Raw genomic sequence first — 18638 nt, forward strand, 5'->3', positions numbered from 1 at the left:
GCTGCCGGTCTCGGCGCAAGTGTCGGGGCGCGTGCATGTGATTGATGCCGATACGATTGACGTGGGCGGCACCCGCGTGCGACTGCATGCCATCGACGCGCCCGAACAGGACCAGATGTGCGAGACAGAACACGGCGTGCCCTTTGCCTGTGGCGCATGGGCCAGCGCGCAGGTGGCGCAAACGTTCGAAGGGGCGCAGGCCCGTTGCGCGCCCACCGATATCGACAAATATGGCCGCACCGTTGCGCGTTGTCAGGTGAACGGGCGCGACATGGGCCAACAGATCGTCGCCAATGGCTGGGCCTTTGCCTATCGCCAATATGGCATGGATTACGATCTGGATGAAAAGGGCGCGAGCGTCACTGATCGTGGCTTGCACGGGTTTCGCGTCCAGTCGCCCGCACAATTCCGCAAGACCCGCGCCAAGGGCCGTATTCCGATTGACCCGCGCTGCCGGATCAAGGGAAATATCTCGAAAAACGGTCAGATCTACCACGTGCCGGGGCAGGAGTTCTACGAACAGACCGGCATCAACGAAAAGCGCGGCGAGCGGTGGTTCTGTTCCGAAAGTGAGGCCGTGCGCGCAGGGTGGCGACGGGCCAGACGCTAGTTCAGCGCGTAGGGCAGCACCCCGCGCCGGTCCGGATCGACGGACAGTTGCCGCTCAAGCGGGGGGACCGACCGCTGGTGACATTCCTTCCGCTCGCAAATGCGACAGGAAATCCCGATGGGTTCGAAACTGGCATCGCGCGAGATATCCAGACCGTCGGCAAACACCAACTGGCCCGCATGTTTCACCTCGCACCCAAGCGCGATGGCATAGCGCCGCACCGGCGCACCGAACCGCCCGCCGGTTTTGGACACATCACGCGCCAGACTGACATAGCGCACCCCGTCCGGCGTTTCGGCCAGTTGGCGCAGGAACTGCCCCGGTGTTTCAAAGGCGCGGTGTACGTTCCACAGCGGGCATGCCCCGCCAAAGCGCGCAAATTGCAGCCGCGTGGCCGAGTGGCGTTTGGTGATCGTGCCTGCCTGATCCACGCGGACGAAAAAGAACGGTATCCCCTTGGCACCGGGACGTTGCAGCGTGGACAGGCGGTGGCACACCTGTTCGATCGAGGCACCGAAACCTGTGGCCAATTGCTCCAGATCGTGGCGCGTTGTCTGCGCGGCCTTCAGGAAGGCGGAGTAGGGCATCAATGCGGCCCCCGCGAAATAGTTGGCCAGCCCGATCTTGGCGATGGCGCGCGCCTCGTCGGTCTGGAAGCGGGCGAAATCCAGCGTCGCCTCCAGCAGCGCATTCTGCCGGACCAGCGCGACTTGCAGCAGCAGTTGAAAGGTCTGGGACTGGGGCGCCGCTCGCGTCGAAATTTGCACCGTTTGTGTGTCGTGATCATAGCGGCGCAGCGTGTCGGTGTCGGCAAATTCGACCGTAATGCCTGCATTGGCCAGCGCCGAAACGGCGGCAACACGGATGTTGCCGTGCTGCCCTTGGGCGGTGGCGAAATGTTCGGCGGCGCGGTCGACGGCGTCCACATAGTTGTCACAGTAATGGAAGAAATCGCGCACTTCCTCCCACGCGCTTGGGCGGGCGCGGGCGTCTTCGCGCCCTAGTGCCTCGTCCAGCGAGGCCAGCCGCTCATGGGTTTCGCGGTAGCTGCGGTGCAGGTCCAGAAAGGCGCGGGCCAAGGCCGGCGCGTTAGATGCGGCAAGGCGCAGATCGGCAAGGGGCGGGATGTCCTTGGCAAAGATCGGGTCGGCCAAAGCCTCTCGCATGTCGGACACAAGCCGTTCGCCATCGCCCGCGCTGAGTTCGGTCACGTCCAGCCCGAAATCCTGCGCAAGGCTAAGGACCACGGCGGTGCTGACGGGGCGGCGGTTATTCTCCATCTGATTCAGATAGGGCAGGGATACGCCCAGCTTGGCGGCGAAATCCTTTTGGGTCATGCCGACACGTGTGCGGACCTCGCGCAGCTTCGCGCCAGCATAGAGTTTGGGGTTGGCCATGCGAATCCCGCCTTTGCAGCTTTGCAGTGGCTACAGGCTAGGTTTGCAAAGCGCTGCGCGCAAGTGTCAGAGGGCGGCGATACGCCGTTCGCGGCGATAGACGCTGCCGATGGCCAACAGCGCGCAGACGCCCGTGGTGCACATGAGGATAAGCAGGGGGAACGCGCCGGTGTCGGGTGTCAGCAACAGGCCCGCCAGCGCGGACAGTCCCGCGCCGCCGCCGATCATGATCGCCCCGCCAAGGCCCGATGCGGTGCCCGCAAGGTGGGGGCGCACCGACAGCATGCCCGCCGTGGCGTTGGGGATCACAAGGCCGTTGCCCAAGCCGACAAACATCATCATCCCGAAAAAGCTGAGCGGCGAGCCGAGGCCCACAACGAAGATACCCAGCGACAGGAAGGTGCCGACCGCATTGGCGATGGACCCCCACAGGACCAGCTTGTTCACGCCGATCCGCGTGGCAAAGCGCCCTGAAAAGAAGTTGCCGAGGAAATAGCCGATAGCAGGTGCACCGAAGTAAAAGCCAAGCTCTGACGGGCCCATGCCGAAGACGACGGTGCCGACAAAAGGCGCGCCGCCGAGATATGCAAAGAACGACCCCGAACAGAATGCCGCCGCCAGCGAATAGCCCCAGAAGCGCGGCGAGCGCAGCAATTCGGGGTATTCCTTGAACTGGCCGATCAAGCTTTTGGAGGATTTCTTGGCCGTTTCGCCAAGGTCGGCATAGACCAGCCACAGCATCAACCCGCCCGTGGCGAAGAAGAACCAGAACACGGATTTCCAGCCGAACATCTCGTCCAGAATGCCGCCCAAACCGGGGGAGATCATGGGGACAACGGCCATACCCATGGTCACATAGCCGATCATCGAGGCCGAGTGATCCTGATCGTAAAGGTCACGGATGACCGCACGGCTGAGAACCATGGCGACGGCGACAACCGCCTGACACATGCGGAAGACAAGGAATACCGTGGCATTTGGCGCATAGATGCAGCCCAATGTGGCCACCATGAACAGACCAATCCCCCACATCAGAACCTTGCGGCGGCCCAGATTGTCCGACACCGGCCCGATGATGGTCTGCGTCACGGCAGACACGGCCAGATAAAGCGCAACAGAAAGCTGCATAACGCTGTAATCCGTGTCGAAATAGGCGGTCATATTCGGCAAGCTGGGCAGGAACATGTTCATGACCATGGCCGAAACCCCTGCGAGCAGGATCAGCGTAGCAAGATGTGGCGGGGTCGAGCGGTCCAGAAAGCGGACCTTGTGCTTGGTTGTCATGCGATGGAAGTAAGTCGGGGCAACTAAACTGTCCAGTACAGTTTTATGTTTGGACAAATATTTGCCGATTTGCAGTTTGCAATACGACCGGTGAATAGAGTTTGCAAATATGCCAAATCGCTATTCCCGCAGGGGCGGCGCCGCTCTATGATTGCGCAAAATGACCAGCGGGGACAGCATGAACGATATTCTGACCGAATTGGAAGCGCGGCGTGCCGAGGCGCGTCTGGGGGGCGGCGAAAAGCGGGTTGCGGCACAGCACGCCCGTGGCAAGCTGACCGCCCGCGAGCGGATCGAGTTGCTGCTTGACGAAGGCTCCTTCGAAGAGTTCGACATGTTCGTCACCCACCGCTGTACCGATTTCGGCATGCAGAACCAGAAGCCTGCGGGCGACGGGGTGATCACCGGATGGGGCACCATCAACGGGCGCATGGTCTATGTATTCTCGCAGGACTTCACCGTGTTCGGCGGATCGCTGTCCGAAACCCACGCGCAGAAAATCTGCAAGATTCAGGACATGGCGATGCAGAACGGTGCGCCGCTGATCGGGATCAACGATTCCGGCGGGGCGCGTATTCAGGAAGGTGTCGCGTCGCTGGCTGGATATGCCGAGGTGTTCCAGCGCAACATCATGGCCAGCGGTGTGGTGCCGCAGATCAGCCTGATCATGGGGCCATGTGCGGGCGGGGCGGTCTATTCCCCCGCGATGACCGATTTCATCTTTATGGTCAAAGACACCTCTTACATGTTTGTGACCGGCCCCGACGTGGTGAAGACCGTCACGAACGAAGTCGTCACCGCCGAGGAACTGGGCGGCGCAAGCACCCATACCCGCAAGTCCAGCGTTGCGGATGGCGCGTTCGAGAATGATGTAGAGGCCTTGGCCGAAGTGCGCCGCTTGGTGGACTTCCTGCCGCTCAACAACCGGCAGAAACCGCCGGTGCGCCCATTCTTTGACGAACCGGGCCGGATCGAGACATCGCTTGATACGTTGATCCCCGCGAACCCGAACAGCCCCTATGACATGAAAGAGCTGATCCTCAAGGTCGCGGACGAGGCGGACTTTTACGAAATTCAGGAAGAGTTCGCCAAGAACATCATCACCGGCTTTATCCGCCTTGAGGGGCAGACCGTTGGTGTGGTGGCGAACCAGCCCATGGTGCTGGCAGGTTGTCTGGACATTGACAGCAGCCGCAAGGCCGCGCGCTTTGTGCGGTTCTGCGATGCGTTCGAAATCCCGATCCTGACGCTGGTCGACGTGCCCGGTTTCCTGCCCGGCACGGGGCAGGAATATGGCGGGGTGATCAAACACGGTGCAAAGCTGTTGTTCGCCTATGGCGAGGCGACGGTGCCGAAGGTGACCGTGATCACTCGCAAGGCCTATGGCGGGGCCTATGACGTGATGGCGTCCAAGCATCTGCGCGGCGATTTCAACTATGCGTGGCCCACGGCCGAGATTGCGGTGATGGGCGCAAAAGGCGCGACCGAGATCATTCACCGCGCCGATCTGGGCGACCCCGAAAAGATCGCAGCCCACACCAAGGATTACGAAGACCGTTTTGCGAACCCGTTTGTCGCGGCGGAAAAAGGGTTCGTGGATGAGGTGATCTTGCCGCGTTCGACCCGTCGGCGGGTTAGCCGCGCTTTTGCATCGCTCCGTGGCAAATCGCTGCAAAACCCGTGGAAGAAACACGACAATATCCCGCTGTAATCCGCTCTATCCGCCGGTTTTCTGCCTGAAAGGCCCTTGATGTCCCGTCTTCTGCTGATCCTGTTCATGTGCCTCGCCATGCCTGCCGCCGCGCAGCAGGAGCGGGAATGCCGTGGCAAGCGCGTCGCGGGTAACCGGCTCAAGACGATCTGCAAGACCTTCCTGCCCGCGTTGCAGGCGGAACTGGCGGGGCAGAAATACAGCCGCATCGTGGTGGCCATGGTCTGGCCCCGCGTCGAGAACACAGGGAAGTATGTGGCCAAGGACGTGACGAAAGTGGCGGTGCAGCACGGGTTTTCCAGCGCGCATTGCCGCGGGATCAGGTTCTTCGGATGATGCGGCTCGATTCATTGCCAACGGGGTGGACGGGAACCAATGACGCTGCGGCGGCGTTTTCCGGCAAAGGAGACACCCATGGCCAAGACCGACAGACCCAGCATCAAGGACGAGGATACCTACGAGGCGCTGCGCAAGGATGGCGCGTCCAAGGAGAAGGCGGCGCGGATTGCGAACGCCCAAGCCTCGGACGATCAATCGCCGTCCAAGAAGGGCGGCAAGGCGCCCCCCTACGAGGAATGGACCAAGGACGAACTCTACGAGCGCGCGCAGGAGTTGGAGATCGAGGGGCGGTCGGACATGGACAAGGACGCGCTGATCGAGGCGCTGCGCAACAACTAGCGGCTGGCCCGACCCTATGCATGGCGCGCGTGCTGACAGCCGGTCAGGGGTCGCGGACATGAGTGCGCGCTGGCATATCCTGCGCGATGGCGACAGCCTGACCTTGGCGCGCCAATTGCCGCCCAAGCTGGAATTCGCGGTGCAGACCACTTTGCCCCGCGTGGACCCGCAGCGGCTTGCACATCAGATCCGACAAGACCTGTGGCGTGCCTTGCAGAACCTGCGCGGGTTCTCTCCGGTGGTGCGGCTTGATCCTGTACCCGAAGGCTGGGCCGTGAGTGCCGGTGGGCGTGTGGCGTCCTCTGTGCCGGAGGCTGTTTATACGCGGGCGCTTGCTGTCCTCGAAAGCCCCACGAACCGCGCGCGCTGGATCAGACATGCCGGAGGTGTGCGATGACACAGCGACCATTGCACCCACTCATTGCTGCCTATGCATCCGCCCTCGCGGACCAGAACCTGCCCGCCCCGATGGCGCGGCACAGCGCGCTTAAGTGCGCCCCTGATAAATCACAGAAAGAAGTCCTTTGATGTTACCGCGTATTATGCTCAAGATGCGCCAAAGGTTCGCGGGTGGTGTTTCGTTCGCCCGCGCGGCAGCCCCAGAGGGAGGAGCCAGCGTGCGGCAACGCCGCGGGGTCTGGGGCTGCGTCATACTCTTTATCTGTGCAAGCGGCGCGATGGCGCAAAAGGTTCTGCCATCCGGCCAGACGGTCGAATTGCACGAGGTTCTGGCCGAAGCGGTGGGGGGAGGCGACTGGCTGCGCTTCCGCTTTGTGGCGCCGCGGATCGATCGCGAAAACGGCGACATCTCCTTCTTTGATGCCAAGGATGATTTTATCCATTTGTGCGAGGTTGTGGCCTTGCCTTATGTCGCCGAACACGCCCTTTCACCGGAGCGCGTCGTGGTGACCTTGATGGACCGAGTCGTCACATTCGGCGCGTTTGACCCTGATGCGACGCAGTTTATCGAAGGGTTCAGCGTCGCGGAAAACACATGCACTTGGGAGGGCTTTTGATGCTCACCGCTATATCTGGCACCGAAAACCGCGTTGCGGCATTGCGGCCACATACCGCTCAAGCCGTTGCAATATCGTTTCTTTTGCACGCAAAATCACGTATATGCGAGCCAAGGCGTTACGATTACGTCCTTACCTCGCAGAAGGCGTGCGATGTCGCACGCTCACAAGTTGATTACAGGAGAGACAGATGTCGAAGAGCATCAAAGTATTCGGGCTGGTTGGCCTCATGGTTCTGGCAGCCGCTTGCGGCCGCAACAACGAAGAAGAGTTCGTTGTCGTTGATCCAGAGCCCGTTAGCCAAGAGCCAGTCTACACCGGCAAATACAAATAATTTCGCAGGGCGGGCCGTCACGCCCGCCCTGACACCCCTCGCCGCGGGGGGCAGCCCATGCTGAAACATCGCGGATTTCCCGGACGTCTCTCCGGCACCGACTTCCAATTCACAATTCGCCGCCCGAACCCCAAAGGGGTAACGCCGCTGACCCGTCGCGAGCGGTTCCCCGACCGTCGTCCACCGGACAAGCGGGCGGATGCGGCGTTTATGGCGGCACTGTGGGACCATTTCGGGACCGAGCCGTTCGAGCGCGGTAATCTGGATGCGGGACGTTTATCGTGGCTGTTCGGGCGCGAGGTCATCCCCGCCACCGATCCGTTTGATGTCGCCGATTACGAAGCACTTCTGGTAATTGACGAAACGGCGGCGCGCGCCTCCTTTCCCGACCTGTTCGACAAGGGAACGGGCAGATGAGGCACGGGGCGATCACCGTCACGCGGATCGGCGCATTTCTGCCGTCGGTTGTGCGGTTTTGGCGGAAGACAGCCCATTTGCGCGACCCCCGAACGGCGGGCTTTGCGGGGTGCGACATCCTGTGCAACGCTGATGGCATAGCGCTGGATCCCCAGAAGTACCCCATCGCTACGTATTATTTCCGTACCCCTTCCCCTCGCGGGCAGCAGTCGTTTTTCGACGCTCTGCTGCCCGTCTTTTTTTCCCCACCCCACATTGCGCGCCGCATTGTCCCTGACGGGGGAATTGCGCCCATGGCAGGCCGTCATCGGCAACGTCACGCGCATTTGCGACCTTGGGTAAGGGAACGATTGACCTCTTTGCGCGTTAGCTTAGCAAGACAGAAAACGAGCAAAGGAATATTCACATGGCACTTAAACCAATTGCCCTCGCAGTTGTCGCCTCCCTTGGCCTTGCCGCCTGTGGTGACACGGTTACAGACCGCGCTGTCATCGGTGGCGCCGTCGGCGCTGGCGCAGCGGCTGTCACCTCTGGCAGCGTTGTTACAGGGGCCGCAGTTGGCGCTGGTGCCAACGTGCTGTATTGCGAACTCAACCCGGGTAAATGCCGCTGATCTGACATCGCGCTCAGCGCCCCGTTATATTCACACAAGACGCCGTCATGCTTTGCTGCATGGCGGTGTTTTGCGTTCTAATCCCCAAACAAGTGAGGCCCCATGTTTGAAAAGCTGTTGATCGCCAACCGTGGCGAAATCGCCTGCCGTGTTATCAAGACGGCGCGCAAGATGGGGATCGCGACCGTTGCGATCTATTCGGACGCGGACGCGCAGGCGCTGCATGTGCAGATGGCGGACGAGGCGGTGCATATCGGCCCCGCACCGGCCAACCAGTCCTACATCGTCATCGACAAGGTGATGGAGGCGATTAAGGGGTCGGGCGCGCAGGCGGTGCATCCCGGATACGGCTTCCTTTCAGAAAACGCGAAGTTTGCCGAGGCGCTGGATGCCGCCGGTGTCGCCTTTGTCGGGCCACCTGTCGGGGCCATCGAAAAGATGGGCGACAAGATAACCAGCAAAAAGATCGCGCAAGAGGCGGGGGTCAGCACGGTTCCCGGCTATATGGGCCTGATCGCGGATGCGGACGAGGCTGTCAAAATCTCGAACGATGTCGGCTATCCCGTCATGCTAAAAGCGTCTGCCGGGGGCGGCGGCAAGGGGATGCGCATCGCGTGGAACGATGACGAGGCCCGCGAAGGGTTCCAGTCATCGAAGAACGAGGCGGCCAACAGCTTTGGCGACGACCGTATCTTTATCGAGAAGTTTGTCACCCAACCGCGCCACATCGAAATTCAGGTGCTGTGCGATGCCCATGGCAACGGCATCTATCTGGGCGAGCGCGAATGTTCGATCCAGCGCCGCAACCAGAAAGTGGTCGAGGAAGCGCCCAGCCCGTTTCTGGACGAGGCGACGCGCAAGGCGATGGGCGAACAGGCCGTCGCGCTGGCCCATGCGGTGGGCTATGCCAGTGCCGGTACGGTGGAATTCATCGTCGATGGTGACAAGAATTTCTATTTCCTCGAAATGAACACCCGCCTTCAGGTGGAACACCCTGTGACGGAACTGATCACCGGTGTGGACCTTGTGGAGCAGATGATCCGCGTCGCCGCCGGAGAGAAGCTGTCCATCACCCAAGACGACGTAAAGCTGAACGGCTGGGCCATCGAGAACCGCCTTTATGCCGAAGATCCCTATCGCGGGTTCCTGCCGTCCATCGGGCGTTTGACCCGCTATCGCCCGCCACAGGAAGTTGCAGCGGGACCGTTGCTTGAGACGGGCAAATGGCAGGGCGAAGCGCCCTCGGGCGAGACGGCGGTGCGCAACGATACCGGCGTCTACGAGGGCGGCGAGATCAGCATGTATTACGACCCGATGATCGCCAAGCTGTGCACATGGGGCCCTGACCGCGCCAGCGCGATCGAGGCAATGCGCGTGGCCCTTGATAGTTTCGAGGTCGAAGGCATCGGGCACAACCTGCCGTTCCTGAGCGCGGTGATGGATCACCCGATCTTTATCGACGGGACCATGACGACCGCCTTTATCGCCGATGAATACCCCGACGGGTTCGAGGGCGTGACCCTGCCCGAGGCCGAGTTGCAACGTGTCGCCGCCGCCTGTGCCGCGATGCACCGCGTTGCGGAAATCCGCCGCACCCGCGTGTCGGGCCGGATGGACAATCACGAACGCAAGGTAGGCACTGACTGGAATGTCGCGCTTCAGGATCACAGCTTTGATGTGACCATCAACGCGGACCATGACGGGGCCAATGTACGCTTTGCCGACGGGGCGGATTTGCGGGTGTCTGGCCCGTGGACGCCGGGGGACCAACTGGCCGTGATGACCGTGGATGGCGCGCCGCTGGTTCTGAAGGTTGGCAAAGTGTCGGGCGGGTTCCGCATCCGCACCCGCGGTGCCGACCTTATCGTGCATGTGCGCAGCCCGCGTCAGGCCGAACTGGCCCGCCTGATGCCGGTCAAGGTCGCGCCTGATACGTCCAAGCTATTGCTTTGCCCGATGCCGGGGCTGGTCGTGAACGTCCATGTCGAAGCGGGCGAAGAGGTGCAGGAAGGTCAGGCCCTGTGCACCATCGAGGCGATGAAGATGGAAAACATCCTGCGCGCCGAGCGGAAGGGCATCGTGTCCAAGGTGAACGCGTCTGCGGGCGACAGTCTGGCCGTTGACGAGATCATTCTGGAATTCGAGTGATCCGGTCACGCCACCATAAGGGGGCCGATGCTCAGTCTGCTTCGGCCTCTTTGCGGTTCTCGCGGATTTCGCGTTGCCGCACCGGCATCTTGTCGATGCTGCGCATCAACTGGCGGACGTCCCACGGGTATGGTTTGCGCAGTTTGACGCTGCCATCCTTGCCGATCAGCACCAGCATGAACCCGCGCGGTCGCAGTTTCGTGCGCAGCGCGCTTTGCGCGGACGGGTCCGTATCGGTCAGAACCACCACGTCGCGTTCGGCCAGTTCTTCGGCCCGCAGTTCCAGATATTCCATCTGGAGGCCAAAGTTGGGGTCTGCCGGACTGTCCGCGAACACGACGATGGGGCGTTTTTCCCAGACAAATTGCGTTAAATCCTCGACGTCATCGTCCAGAAAGATCGAGGTTTCGGGTTCTTCCACCGCTTGGGCCGCTGCCATGGTGCCCCCTAAAAGTACTGCAAGAACAATGGGTCGTAGGTATTTCATGCGCTCTCCTGTTGACCCTTATGTAGCGGCTTTTCACCCGATTGCGACGGCCCATCACATCATTTTTAGCTTTAATCGCTCTTCAAGGCCTTGCGTGCCAGCCTGTGTCACGGCGCGTCGCTGTCCGATGCGCCCGTCGCCCTATAGGGCAGCAAAAAGGGCGGACATGAAAGTTATTTTGCATATTGGCGCGCATCGTACCGGAACCACCAGCCTGCAATCCTATGTGCATCGGCATCGGGGGGACTTGCGGGATGCGGGGCTTGCCTATTGGGGGCCGGCGCGTACGCGCAAGGGGTTGTTTGCCGGAATCCAGCCCGCCCCCCACCTTGATCTGCACGCGGCACGGCGCGCGCGGGGCCGTATCCTGTTGCAGATGGACAAGGCCGCCCGCAACGGGGCCAGCGCGCTGCTGGTGAGCGAAGAGAATATGATGGGCTCGGTCCGGCTGAACATCCGCACGCGACGGCTTTACCGCGATATCGGACAGCGGCTGTCGCGCTATGTCCATGCCTTTGACGGGCAGGTTGACACGGTGGTGCTGTCGGTGCGCGGGCTGGATGCCTATTGGGGGTCCGCGATCAGCTATGGCGTGGCGCGGGGCCATTGTGTGCCGGATGCGGATGCCTGCCGCGATATCGCGGCGGCGCGGCGTACATGGCAGGACGTGATTGTCGATGTGGCCTGCGCCGCTCCGAAGGCGCGGATCGTGGTCATCCCGTTCGAACGGGCCATCGGGCGGGCGGATGCGGTGGTGTCGGCATGCACAGGACTAGACACGCCGCGCGATGGCGCGCCCGAATGGCTGAACCGTGCGCCGGATGCGGCAACCCTGCGCGCCATTCTTGCCGACAGGGGCGAAGACCCCGATCAGGTGCCCGATGGCGCGGGGCGCTGGACTCCGTTTGACGCCGCCACGCGGGCGCAATTGCGCGAAAACTATGCCGACGACATGCACTGGCTGATCGCCGGTGCGGACGGGTTGGCCACTTTGACAGAGGATCTGGACCATAAAAGCGCGGGGCAAACCCTGCCGATGGGCCCAATGACAAAAGGACAAGGACATGACATCGAAGAAAGACGCGTGGCGCAGCCTTGCTGAAGGCGAATTGCGAGGCAAACCGGTCGAGGATCTGACGTGGAAAACGCTGGAAGGCATTGATGTCGCTCCGCTTTATACCCAAGAAGATCTTGAAGGCGTCGATCACCTCGGCTCTATCCCCGGTGAGGCGCCGTTCACGCGGGGGGTAAAGGCCACGATGTATGCGGGCCGTCCATGGACGATCCGGCAATATGCAGGCTTTTCCACGGCCGAGGAATCCAACGCCTTTTACCGTCGCGCGCTTGAGGCGGGCCAGCAGGGTGTCTCGGTCGCCTTCGATCTGGCCACGCACCGCGGTTACGACAGCGATCATGAACGTGTGCAGGGCGATGTGGGCAAGGCCGGTGTCGCCATCGACAGTGTCGAGGACATGAAAATCCTGTTCGACGGCATCCCGCTGGACAAGGTGTCGGTATCGATGACCATGAACGGGGCGGTGATCCCCATTCTGGCCAGTTTCATCGTCGCGGGCGAGGAACAGGGCGTGGACCGTAAGGCGCTGTCCGGCACGATCCAGAACGACATCCTCAAGGAATTCATGGTCCGCAACACCTACATCTATCCGCCCGAGGCGAGCATGCGGATCATTGCGGATATCATCGCCTATACTTCGGCGGAGATGCCCAAGTTCAACAGCATCTCGATCTCGGGCTACCACATGCAGGAAGCGGGCGCGAACCTAGTGCAGGAACTGGCGTTCACCCTTGCTGACGGGCGCGAATATGTGCGCGCGGCCATTGCGCGCGGCATGGATGTGGATGCGTTCGCGGGGCGTTTGTCGTTCTTTTTCGCCATTGGCATGAACTTTTTCATGGAGGCGTCCAAGCTGCGGGCCGCGCGCCTGCTGTGGCACCGCATCATGTCGGAATTCGAACCAAAGAACCCGAAATCATCCATGTTGCGCACCCATTGTCAGACGTCTGGCGTGTCCCTGTCCGAACAGGATCCCTACAACAACGTGGTGCGCACCGCTTACGAGGCGATGGCGGCAGTGCTGGGCGGCACGCAGTCGCTACACACCAACTCCTTTGACGAGGCGATTGCCCTGCCGACGCAGTTTTCGTCCCGCATCGCGCGCAACACCCAGTTGATCCTGCAAAATGAAACGGGCGTGACCAATGTCGTCGATCCGCTGGCGGGTAGTTATTATGTCGAAAAGCTGACCCATGATTTGGCCGAGGCCGCGTGGAAGCTGATCGAAGAGGTCGAAGAGATGGGCGGCATGACCAAGGCCGTTGCCTCTGGCATGCCCAAGCTGCGCATCGAAGAGGCCGCCGCCACCCGTCAGGCGCTGATAGACAAGGGCGACGAGGTGATCGTGGGCGTGAATAAGTATCGCCTCGATAAAGAAGACCCGATCGACATTCTGGATATCGACAATGCCGCCGTGCGCGACAGCCAGATTGCGCGGCTGGAAAAAATCCGCGCCATCCGTGACGAAGCCGCCTGTCAGGCCGCGCTAGATGCGCTTGGGGCAGGGGCGGCGTCGGATGGCAACCTTTTGGAACTCGCGGTCGAGGCGGCACGCGCCCGCGCCACGGTAGGGGAGATCAGCATGGCGATGGAAAAAGTGTTCGGGCGTCACCGCGCCGAGGTCAAGACTTTGGCGGGCGTCTATGGTGCTGCCTATGAAGGCGACGAAGGCTTTGCCGCGATCCAGAAATCGGTGGATGCCTTTGCCGAGGAAGAAGGCCGCCGCCCGCGCATGCTGGTGGTGAAGATGGGGCAGGACGGGCATGATCGCGGCGCTAAGGTGATTGCGACCGCCTTTGCCGATATCGGTTTTGACGTGGATGTTGGCCCGCTGTTCCAGACCCCCGCCGAAGCCGCGCAGGACGCGGTGGACAACGATGTGCACGTGATCGGCATTTCCAGTCAGGCGGCGGGGCACAAGACCCTCGCGCCGCAACTTGTTCAGGCGCTGAAGGATGCAGATGCCGAAGACATCATCGTGATCTGCGGCGGCGTGATCCCGCAGCAGGATTACCAGTTCCTCTATGACGCAGGGGTCAAGGCGATCTTCGGGCCAGGGACGAACATTCCCGCCGCCGCGCAGGACATCCTGACGCTGTTGCGCAGCGCACGCGGGTAACGCGGGTGCTGTTTGACCACCTTGTCGTGGGCGGCCAGACACTGGCCGAGGCGCAGGCGGCTGTGGAAGAGGCGCTTGGCCTGCCCATGCAGGCGGGGGGCGCGCATAGTGTCTTTCACACCCATAACGCGCTGATGGGCTTGGGCGATGGGCTGTATCTTGAAGCGATTGCGCCCGATCCCGACGCACCACCGCCTGCGCGGCCGCGCTGGTACGACCTTGACCGGTTCGCGGGGCCTGCGCGCCTGTCGAACTGGGCCTGTGCGGTCACGGATATGGACGCCGCCTTGCGCGACATGCCCGACGGCGTTGGCGCGCCCGTTGCGGTTAGCCGTGGCGCGCTCAGTTGGCGCATGGCGGTATCGGCGGCGGGCACGACGCCCTGTGACAACCTGTGGCCCGCGCTGATCGAATGGCCAGCGGGCGTACATCCCGCCGCGCGGCTTACCCCCACGGGCGCGGTGTTGAAGCGGCTGACGCTGGTCCACCCCGATTCCGCCTTGCAGGCCGTCACGCGCCACTTGAACGATCCCCGCGTTTCGGTCGAGGTGGGGCCTGTCGCAATGAACGCGGTCTTTGACACCCCGCACGGAGAGCGCAGCCTGTGATCCGTCCCGCGCAGTCGTCTGATGCCCCGTGGATCGCGGCCCTGTGGAACACGGTGATTGCCGACACGCTCATCACCTTTACCACCGACCTCAAGTCACAGGCCGAGATCGAGGCGATGATCGACGCGCGCCCTGTGTTGCTGCTGCCGGATCAGGGCGGCTTTGCCACCTATGGCGCGTTTCGCGGCGGTCCGGGCTATGGCGCGACGGTCGAACATACGATCCACCTTGATCCGCGCGCCCGCGGGCAGGGGCAGGGGCGTGCGCTGCTTGAGGCATTGCAGCGGCAGGCACGCGAGGCGGGCCATCACATCATGGTCGCCGGAATCAGTGGCGCGAATCCGGACGCGGTCGCCTTTCACAGCGCGCTTGGCTTTGACCGTGTCGGGCATTTGCCGCAGGTGGGGCGCAAGGCGGGGCAGTGGCTGGACCTTATCCTGATGCAAAAGCGGTTATGAGGGGCGGATAGCCCTAACATCGCGCCGCGCCTTGGCCTATAAAATGGTCCCATGTCACTTTGGACCCGCATATCCGACGCGCTTGCCGCCCTGTCCGCAGGGGAAGGGCTGACAGCCGTCTTTGACCGCCTGCGCGCCCCGCCGGAACGCAGCGTGGCCTTTGCCATTGCGGTGATCGCACTGGGCGCGAAAATGGCCAAGGCGGACGGGCAGGTGACCCGCGACGAGGTGACCGCCTTTCGCGACGTGTTCCACATCGCCGCCGAGGACGAGGCCGGTGCTGCTCGGGTCTTCAACCTTGCGCGGCAGGACGTCGCGGGGTTCAGGGACTATGCGACGCGCATCCATTCCATGTTCCGTGACGAACCCGAAACCCTGACCGACCTGATGGAGGGGCTGTTCCATATCGCCATGGCCGACGGTTTCTATCACCCGAACGAGGATGCTTTCCTTGAGCAGGTCGCACAGATTTTCGACATTCCCGACGCCGAATTCCGCGCCTTGCGTGCGCGTTTCGTACCCGACGCGGTGCCGGACCCCTATTCGGTGCTGGGGGTCAGCCCCGATACCCCGCTTGAGGATACGCGCACCGTCTGGCGCAAGCTGGTGCGCGAGAACCACCCTGACGCTATGATGGCCCGTGGCGTGCCGGAAGAGGCCGTGCGGCTGGCCGAAAAGCGGATGATCGACATCAACCGCGCATGGGACGACATCCAGAGCGCGCATAGCTGATGCGCATCGCCACCTACAATGTCGAATGGATGAACAGCCTGTTTGACGATGCGGGGGGATTGCTGAACGATGATGGCTGGTCGGCGCGCTATGACATCTCCCGCGCGGCCCAGATCGCGGCCCTTGGCACCGTGTTTGGCGCGATGGATGCGGATGCGGTCCTGATCATCGAGGCCCCCGATACCAGCCGCAAACGCAGCGCCGTGCCTGCGCTGGAAAGCTTTGCCGCCCATGCAGGGCTGCGTGCGCGCAAGGCGGTGATCGGGTTTGCCAATGACACACAGCAGGAAATCGCGCTGCTGTATGATCCTGATGTTCTGGACGTAGCGCATGATCCGCAGGTGCACGAAAATGTGCCGTCCTTTGATGGCGAATTTGCCATTGATCTGGATGTGGATGCGACCATGGACAAGGTGCGCTTTTCCAAGCCGCCGCTGGAACTGGCCGTGCGCACCAAGGGTGGTTTTGCCTTTCGCATCATCGGCGCACATCTGAAATCGAAGGCACCGCATGGCGCCACCTCGCGGGACGAGGTTTTGCGCATCTCGATCGCGAACCGGCGCAAACAACTGGCCCAAGCCATCTGGCTGCGGGGCCGGATCGATGCGCTGCTGGATGCGGGTACGCCGCTGATGCTGATGGGTGATCTGAACGATGGTCCCGGACTGGATGAATACGAAAACCTGTTCGGGCGTTCCTCTGTCGAGATTATTATGGGCACCGAGGACCGCGCCCTGTTCGATCCCCATGCGCGGCTGGGTCTGCAGCGCCGCCTTGGGGCGATGCCGACCACGGCGCGGTTCTGGATCAGGCCGGAAAAGCGGTATTTGCAGGCGCTTCTGGACTATATCATGGTGTCGCCGGACCTTGCGGCGCGCAGCGCACGCTGGCGCATCTGGCACCCGCTGGACGATCCCGACTGCTGGGCCAACCCCGCCTTGCGCGATGCGCTGGTGACCGCGTCGGACCATTTTCCGGTGACCTTGGATATTGATCTGGACGGCCCCATATGACGTCTATGAAAACCGCCCTGACCCTTGTTTTTCTTGCCGTGGCGCAGCCCGTGGTGGCGCAGGACCGCGCGCCCGACGAAGGGCTGAGCCTGATCGAACGCGGCATGCAGATGCTGCTGGACGGGTTCCTGAAGGACATGGAACCGGCGCTGGACGAGCTTGAAGGGCTGGCGCAGAAATTCGGCCCCGCGCTTGACGCGTTCACCGCGCAAATGGGCCCTGCCTTGCGCGATCTGCTGGAGCAGGTCGAGGACTGGAGCGTTTATGCGCCCCCCGAGATGTTGGAGAACGGCGACATTATCATCCGCCGCAAACCGGATGCACCGTCGCCCGCCAAACCGGTTCCCGACGCGGGCGAGCAAATCGAGATCTAGCGGCGGCGTTCCTTGACCTTCACCTCGGCCTGAAGCGACGCGGCAAGGGAATTCAGCCGCGCCTCGGCCACTTCACCGAACAAGGGAATGGCACGGGGTGACAGGTGCAGTTCCAGCAATTGCTTTTTGGGGAACCAGCGGAATTCACCCATATTGGCGTCTTTCTCCATCCACAGCATCGCGCCGAAACGCATCGCCTTGCCCACGATTTCGGCGTCGTTCTGCATTTTGAAGTCGATCAAATCATAGAGGTCTTCGAAATGGGTGCCTTCGCGCTTGTTGGTATAGCGGTGCAGCAGCGCCAGCCCGAGGAAGATACGTTCGGAGTGTTTCAGCCCGCCCAAGTTGGCGCGGGTCGCGTTATCAAAACAGACCTCGGCGCGGTAATCGGGATGGGCGCGCCAGCTGACGTCGTGCAGCAGGCAGGCGGCCTTGATCAGACGCTTGCGCGCGAACGGGGCGGATTTGAACAGCGGTTCGATAAACTTGAACAGGGATTTGCCGAAACCGGGCATGCGGGCGTCTTTGGATTCCGCGAAATAGCACGCCTCGATCAGCGGATCGCGGTCGCGCAGTTTCTGGGGCATCTGTTCGTACAGCATCCCTTCGCGGATGCCATAGCTTGAGACGGCGATATCCTTGGGCTTGAACGTCTTGACCAGCCGGACCAGCACCTCGGCGGCAAGCGGGACCAGCGCCATACGCGTGGACGAAATCCCGCAATCGGCGCGCAGTGCCTCGTGATCGTCATGTTCGGCGATGTATTTGGCGGTGGCGCGGACCGCCTTGGGCGACATGCGGTATTCGTGCAGCACCTGAAGCGGATAGCCGCGCCGGTGCATGTCGACCTTGGCAATGGCGCGCCACGACCCGCCCACAAGGAACAGGCGGTCGCGCTGGCTGCCAAGGGCGTTTTCCAGCTTGGCCATCGTGTCCTTGATAAAGGCAGTGCGGGCCTTCTTGCCGCCTTTCATCGTTTGCAGCTTGAGCGGGCCAAGGTCGGAGGTTTCGCGCCGCCCGACGATCCCGCCCGAGATTTCGGCCAGTTCCATGGACGACCCACCAATATCGCAGACCAGCCCGTAGGATCCGGGCCAGCCCAGCAACACCCCTTGGGCCGACAGCCGCGCCTCTTCGCGCCCGTCGATGATGCGCACGGTCAGGCCGGTTTCGCGCAGCACATCCGCACGGAAATCCGCGCCATCGCTGGCATCGCGCACGGCGGCGGTGGCGACCACGGTCAGGTCGGCAAGGCCCATGCCCTCGGCCAGCCGCTGGAACCGGCGCAGCGCGTTTAGCGCCCGCACGCGGCCCGTCGGGTTCAGGTGCCCCGTGACCGACAGGCCCGCGCCAAGGGCGCACATGATCTTTTCGTTGTAGAAATAGACAGGCGAGCGTGCCGCGCCGTCAAACACCACCAACCGGACCGAGTTCGATCCCACATCGACAACGCCCACTCGCGACAGGGCGCGGGCCGATGCATCTGCAAAAAGGGGGCGGTCAAACAGACCTGTGTCGTTTTGCGGTTTGACCGATGCGCTCATAGAGCCCCCGTGGTGCCGTT

21 protein-coding genes are annotated in these 18638 nt (G+C 62.2%); 17 read left to right on the top strand and 4 right to left on the bottom strand.

What is annotated here, in order from left to right; genetic code table 11:
• Positions 1-31: 31 nt before the first annotated feature.
• Complete coding sequence (locus AC6GQJ_RS16830; protein ID WP_500770347.1) at positions 32-610, top strand: thermonuclease family protein; 579 nt, start codon at positions 32-34, stop codon at positions 608-610.
• Here the strand turns inward: AC6GQJ_RS16830 and AC6GQJ_RS16835 are convergent.
• Both AC6GQJ_RS16835 and AC6GQJ_RS16840 read right to left on the bottom strand, forming a co-directional pair.
• Complete coding sequence (locus AC6GQJ_RS16835; RefSeq protein ID WP_500770349.1) at positions 607-2007, bottom strand: helix-turn-helix domain-containing protein; 1401 nt, start codon at positions 2005-2007, stop codon at positions 607-609. The two genes, AC6GQJ_RS16830 and AC6GQJ_RS16835, sit on opposite strands and share 4 nt — an antisense overlap.
• Before the next feature lie 66 nt (positions 2008-2073).
• A complete protein-coding gene (locus AC6GQJ_RS16840) occupies positions 2074-3291 on the bottom strand; it encodes a multidrug effflux MFS transporter (RefSeq protein WP_500770352.1) in 1218 nt (405 codons plus the stop codon).
• Between the two features lie 178 nt (positions 3292-3469).
• Between AC6GQJ_RS16840 and AC6GQJ_RS16845 the strand changes: the two genes are divergently transcribed.
• The 9 genes from AC6GQJ_RS16845 (at position 3470) to AC6GQJ_RS16885 (ending at position 10208) form a co-directional block, all read left to right on the top strand.
• Positions 3470-5002, top strand: coding sequence for an acyl-CoA carboxylase subunit beta (locus tag AC6GQJ_RS16845; RefSeq protein WP_500770354.1), 1533 nt, complete (start codon positions 3470-3472; stop codon positions 5000-5002).
• 39 nt (positions 5003-5041) lie between these two features.
• Entirely contained in the window at positions 5042-5338 is a 297-nt protein-coding gene (locus tag AC6GQJ_RS16850) for a hypothetical protein (protein WP_500770356.1), read from the top strand.
• Between the two features lie 78 nt (positions 5339-5416).
• Positions 5417-5680, top strand: a complete 264-nt coding sequence (locus tag AC6GQJ_RS16855; RefSeq protein WP_500770358.1) for a DUF7218 family protein — start codon at positions 5417-5419, stop codon at positions 5678-5680.
• Positions 5681-5738: 58 nt separating this feature from the next.
• Positions 5739-6077 (top strand): hypothetical protein, encoded by a 339-nt coding sequence (locus AC6GQJ_RS16860; RefSeq protein ID WP_500770360.1) that lies wholly within the window; start codon positions 5739-5741, stop codon positions 6075-6077.
• A gap of 220 nt (positions 6078-6297) precedes the next feature.
• Positions 6298-6696, top strand: coding sequence for a DUF6497 family protein (locus AC6GQJ_RS16865; RefSeq protein WP_500770362.1), 399 nt, complete (start codon positions 6298-6300; stop codon positions 6694-6696).
• Between the two features lie 190 nt (positions 6697-6886).
• Complete coding sequence (locus AC6GQJ_RS16870) at positions 6887-7030, top strand: hypothetical protein (protein ID WP_500770364.1); 144 nt, start codon at positions 6887-6889, stop codon at positions 7028-7030.
• Positions 7031-7087: 57 nt separating this feature from the next.
• On the top strand, positions 7088-7447 hold the full coding sequence (locus tag AC6GQJ_RS16875) for a hypothetical protein (protein ID WP_500770366.1): 360 nt from the start codon (positions 7088-7090) through the stop codon (positions 7445-7447).
• Positions 7448-7853: 406 nt separating this feature from the next.
• The gene (locus AC6GQJ_RS16880) at positions 7854-8060 is read left to right on the top strand and encodes a hypothetical protein (protein WP_500770368.1); all 207 of its coding nucleotides are present in this window, start codon (positions 7854-7856) and stop codon (positions 8058-8060) included.
• A gap of 102 nt (positions 8061-8162) precedes the next feature.
• Positions 8163-10208, top strand: coding sequence for an acetyl-CoA carboxylase biotin carboxylase subunit (locus AC6GQJ_RS16885; RefSeq protein WP_500770370.1), 2046 nt, complete (start codon positions 8163-8165; stop codon positions 10206-10208).
• Between the two features lie 31 nt (positions 10209-10239).
• Here the strand turns inward: AC6GQJ_RS16885 and AC6GQJ_RS16890 are convergent, their stop codons facing one another.
• Positions 10240-10695 (bottom strand): DUF4174 domain-containing protein, encoded by a 456-nt coding sequence (locus AC6GQJ_RS16890; protein ID WP_500770372.1) that lies wholly within the window; start codon positions 10693-10695, stop codon positions 10240-10242.
• A 166-nt stretch (positions 10696-10861) separates the two neighbouring features.
• On the opposite strand from AC6GQJ_RS16890, the gene AC6GQJ_RS16895 reads away from it, so the two are divergent.
• Genes AC6GQJ_RS16895 through AC6GQJ_RS16925 form a run of 7 tightly spaced genes read left to right on the top strand, consistent with a single transcriptional unit; the run spans position 10862 to position 17074 of the window.
• The gene (locus tag AC6GQJ_RS16895; protein ID WP_500770374.1) at positions 10862-11797 is read left to right on the top strand and encodes a hypothetical protein; all 936 of its coding nucleotides are present in this window, start codon (positions 10862-10864) and stop codon (positions 11795-11797) included.
• A complete protein-coding gene (scpA, locus tag AC6GQJ_RS16900; RefSeq protein WP_500770376.1) occupies positions 11760-13889 on the top strand; it encodes a methylmalonyl-CoA mutase in 2130 nt (709 codons plus the stop codon). The genes AC6GQJ_RS16895 and scpA overlap by 38 nt, the downstream gene beginning before the upstream one ends.
• Before the next feature lie 5 nt (positions 13890-13894).
• Positions 13895-14497 carry a VOC family protein gene (locus AC6GQJ_RS16905; protein WP_500770378.1) on the top strand — a complete coding sequence of 201 codons (603 nt, stop codon included), beginning with the start codon at positions 13895-13897 and terminating at the stop codon, positions 14495-14497.
• Positions 14494-14955 (top strand): GNAT family N-acetyltransferase, encoded by a 462-nt coding sequence (locus AC6GQJ_RS16910; RefSeq protein ID WP_500770380.1) that lies wholly within the window; start codon positions 14494-14496, stop codon positions 14953-14955. The genes AC6GQJ_RS16905 and AC6GQJ_RS16910 overlap by 4 nt, the downstream gene beginning before the upstream one ends.
• A 51-nt stretch (positions 14956-15006) precedes the next feature.
• Complete coding sequence (locus tag AC6GQJ_RS16915; protein WP_500770382.1) at positions 15007-15687, top strand: TerB family tellurite resistance protein; 681 nt, start codon at positions 15007-15009, stop codon at positions 15685-15687.
• The gene (locus tag AC6GQJ_RS16920; RefSeq protein ID WP_500770384.1) at positions 15687-16700 is read left to right on the top strand and encodes an endonuclease/exonuclease/phosphatase family protein; all 1014 of its coding nucleotides are present in this window, start codon (positions 15687-15689) and stop codon (positions 16698-16700) included. Before AC6GQJ_RS16915 ends, AC6GQJ_RS16920 begins: the two co-directional genes overlap by 1 nt.
• Positions 16697-17074 (top strand): hypothetical protein, encoded by a 378-nt coding sequence (locus AC6GQJ_RS16925; protein ID WP_500770386.1) that lies wholly within the window; start codon positions 16697-16699, stop codon positions 17072-17074. Before AC6GQJ_RS16920 ends, AC6GQJ_RS16925 begins: the two co-directional genes overlap by 4 nt.
• On the opposite strand, the gene AC6GQJ_RS16930 is transcribed toward AC6GQJ_RS16925, so the two are convergent.
• Positions 17071-18618 carry a Ppx/GppA family phosphatase gene (locus tag AC6GQJ_RS16930; RefSeq protein ID WP_500770388.1) on the bottom strand — a complete coding sequence of 516 codons (1548 nt, stop codon included), beginning with the start codon at positions 18616-18618 and terminating at the stop codon, positions 17071-17073. The two genes, AC6GQJ_RS16925 and AC6GQJ_RS16930, sit on opposite strands and share 4 nt — an antisense overlap.
• Positions 18619-18638 lie beyond the last annotated feature (20 nt).

It is taken from the genome of Tateyamaria sp. 7Alg 36 (assembly GCF_059882455.1).

Bases quoted from the DNA above. Each gene is read 5' to 3' on its own strand.
- AC6GQJ_RS16850 (WP_500770356.1), top strand. From the start codon at position 5,042: ATGTCCCGTCTTCTGCTGATCCTGTTCATGTGCCTCGCCATGCCTGCC.
- AC6GQJ_RS16920 (WP_500770384.1), top strand. From the start codon at position 15,687: ATGCGCATCGCCACCTACAATGTCGAATGGATGAACAGCCTGTTTGAC.
- AC6GQJ_RS16885 (WP_500770370.1), top strand. From the start codon at position 8,163: ATGTTTGAAAAGCTGTTGATCGCCAACCGTGGCGAAATCGCCTGCCGT.
- AC6GQJ_RS16855 (WP_500770358.1), top strand. From the start codon at position 5,417: ATGGCCAAGACCGACAGACCCAGCATCAAGGACGAGGATACCTACGAG.
- AC6GQJ_RS16925 (WP_500770386.1), top strand. From the start codon at position 16,697: ATGACGTCTATGAAAACCGCCCTGACCCTTGTTTTTCTTGCCGTGGCG.
- AC6GQJ_RS16870 (WP_500770364.1), top strand. From the start codon at position 6,887: ATGTCGAAGAGCATCAAAGTATTCGGGCTGGTTGGCCTCATGGTTCTG.
- AC6GQJ_RS16915 (WP_500770382.1), top strand. From the start codon at position 15,007: ATGTCACTTTGGACCCGCATATCCGACGCGCTTGCCGCCCTGTCCGCA.
- AC6GQJ_RS16930 (WP_500770388.1), bottom strand. From the start codon at position 18,618: ATGAGCGCATCGGTCAAACCGCAAAACGACACAGGTCTGTTTGACCGC.
- AC6GQJ_RS16860 (WP_500770360.1), top strand. From the start codon at position 5,739: ATGAGTGCGCGCTGGCATATCCTGCGCGATGGCGACAGCCTGACCTTG.
- AC6GQJ_RS16845 (WP_500770354.1), top strand. From the start codon at position 3,470: ATGAACGATATTCTGACCGAATTGGAAGCGCGGCGTGCCGAGGCGCGT.
- AC6GQJ_RS16890 (WP_500770372.1), bottom strand. From the start codon at position 10,695: ATGAAATACCTACGACCCATTGTTCTTGCAGTACTTTTAGGGGGCACC.
- AC6GQJ_RS16875 (WP_500770366.1), top strand. From the start codon at position 7,088: ATGCTGAAACATCGCGGATTTCCCGGACGTCTCTCCGGCACCGACTTC.
- AC6GQJ_RS16895 (WP_500770374.1), top strand. From the start codon at position 10,862: ATGAAAGTTATTTTGCATATTGGCGCGCATCGTACCGGAACCACCAGC.
- scpA (WP_500770376.1), top strand. From the start codon at position 11,760: ATGACATCGAAGAAAGACGCGTGGCGCAGCCTTGCTGAAGGCGAATTG.
- AC6GQJ_RS16835 (WP_500770349.1), bottom strand. From the start codon at position 2,007: ATGGCCAACCCCAAACTCTATGCTGGCGCGAAGCTGCGCGAGGTCCGC.
- AC6GQJ_RS16880 (WP_500770368.1), top strand. From the start codon at position 7,854: ATGGCACTTAAACCAATTGCCCTCGCAGTTGTCGCCTCCCTTGGCCTT.
- AC6GQJ_RS16840 (WP_500770352.1), bottom strand. From the start codon at position 3,291: ATGACAACCAAGCACAAGGTCCGCTTTCTGGACCGCTCGACCCCGCCA.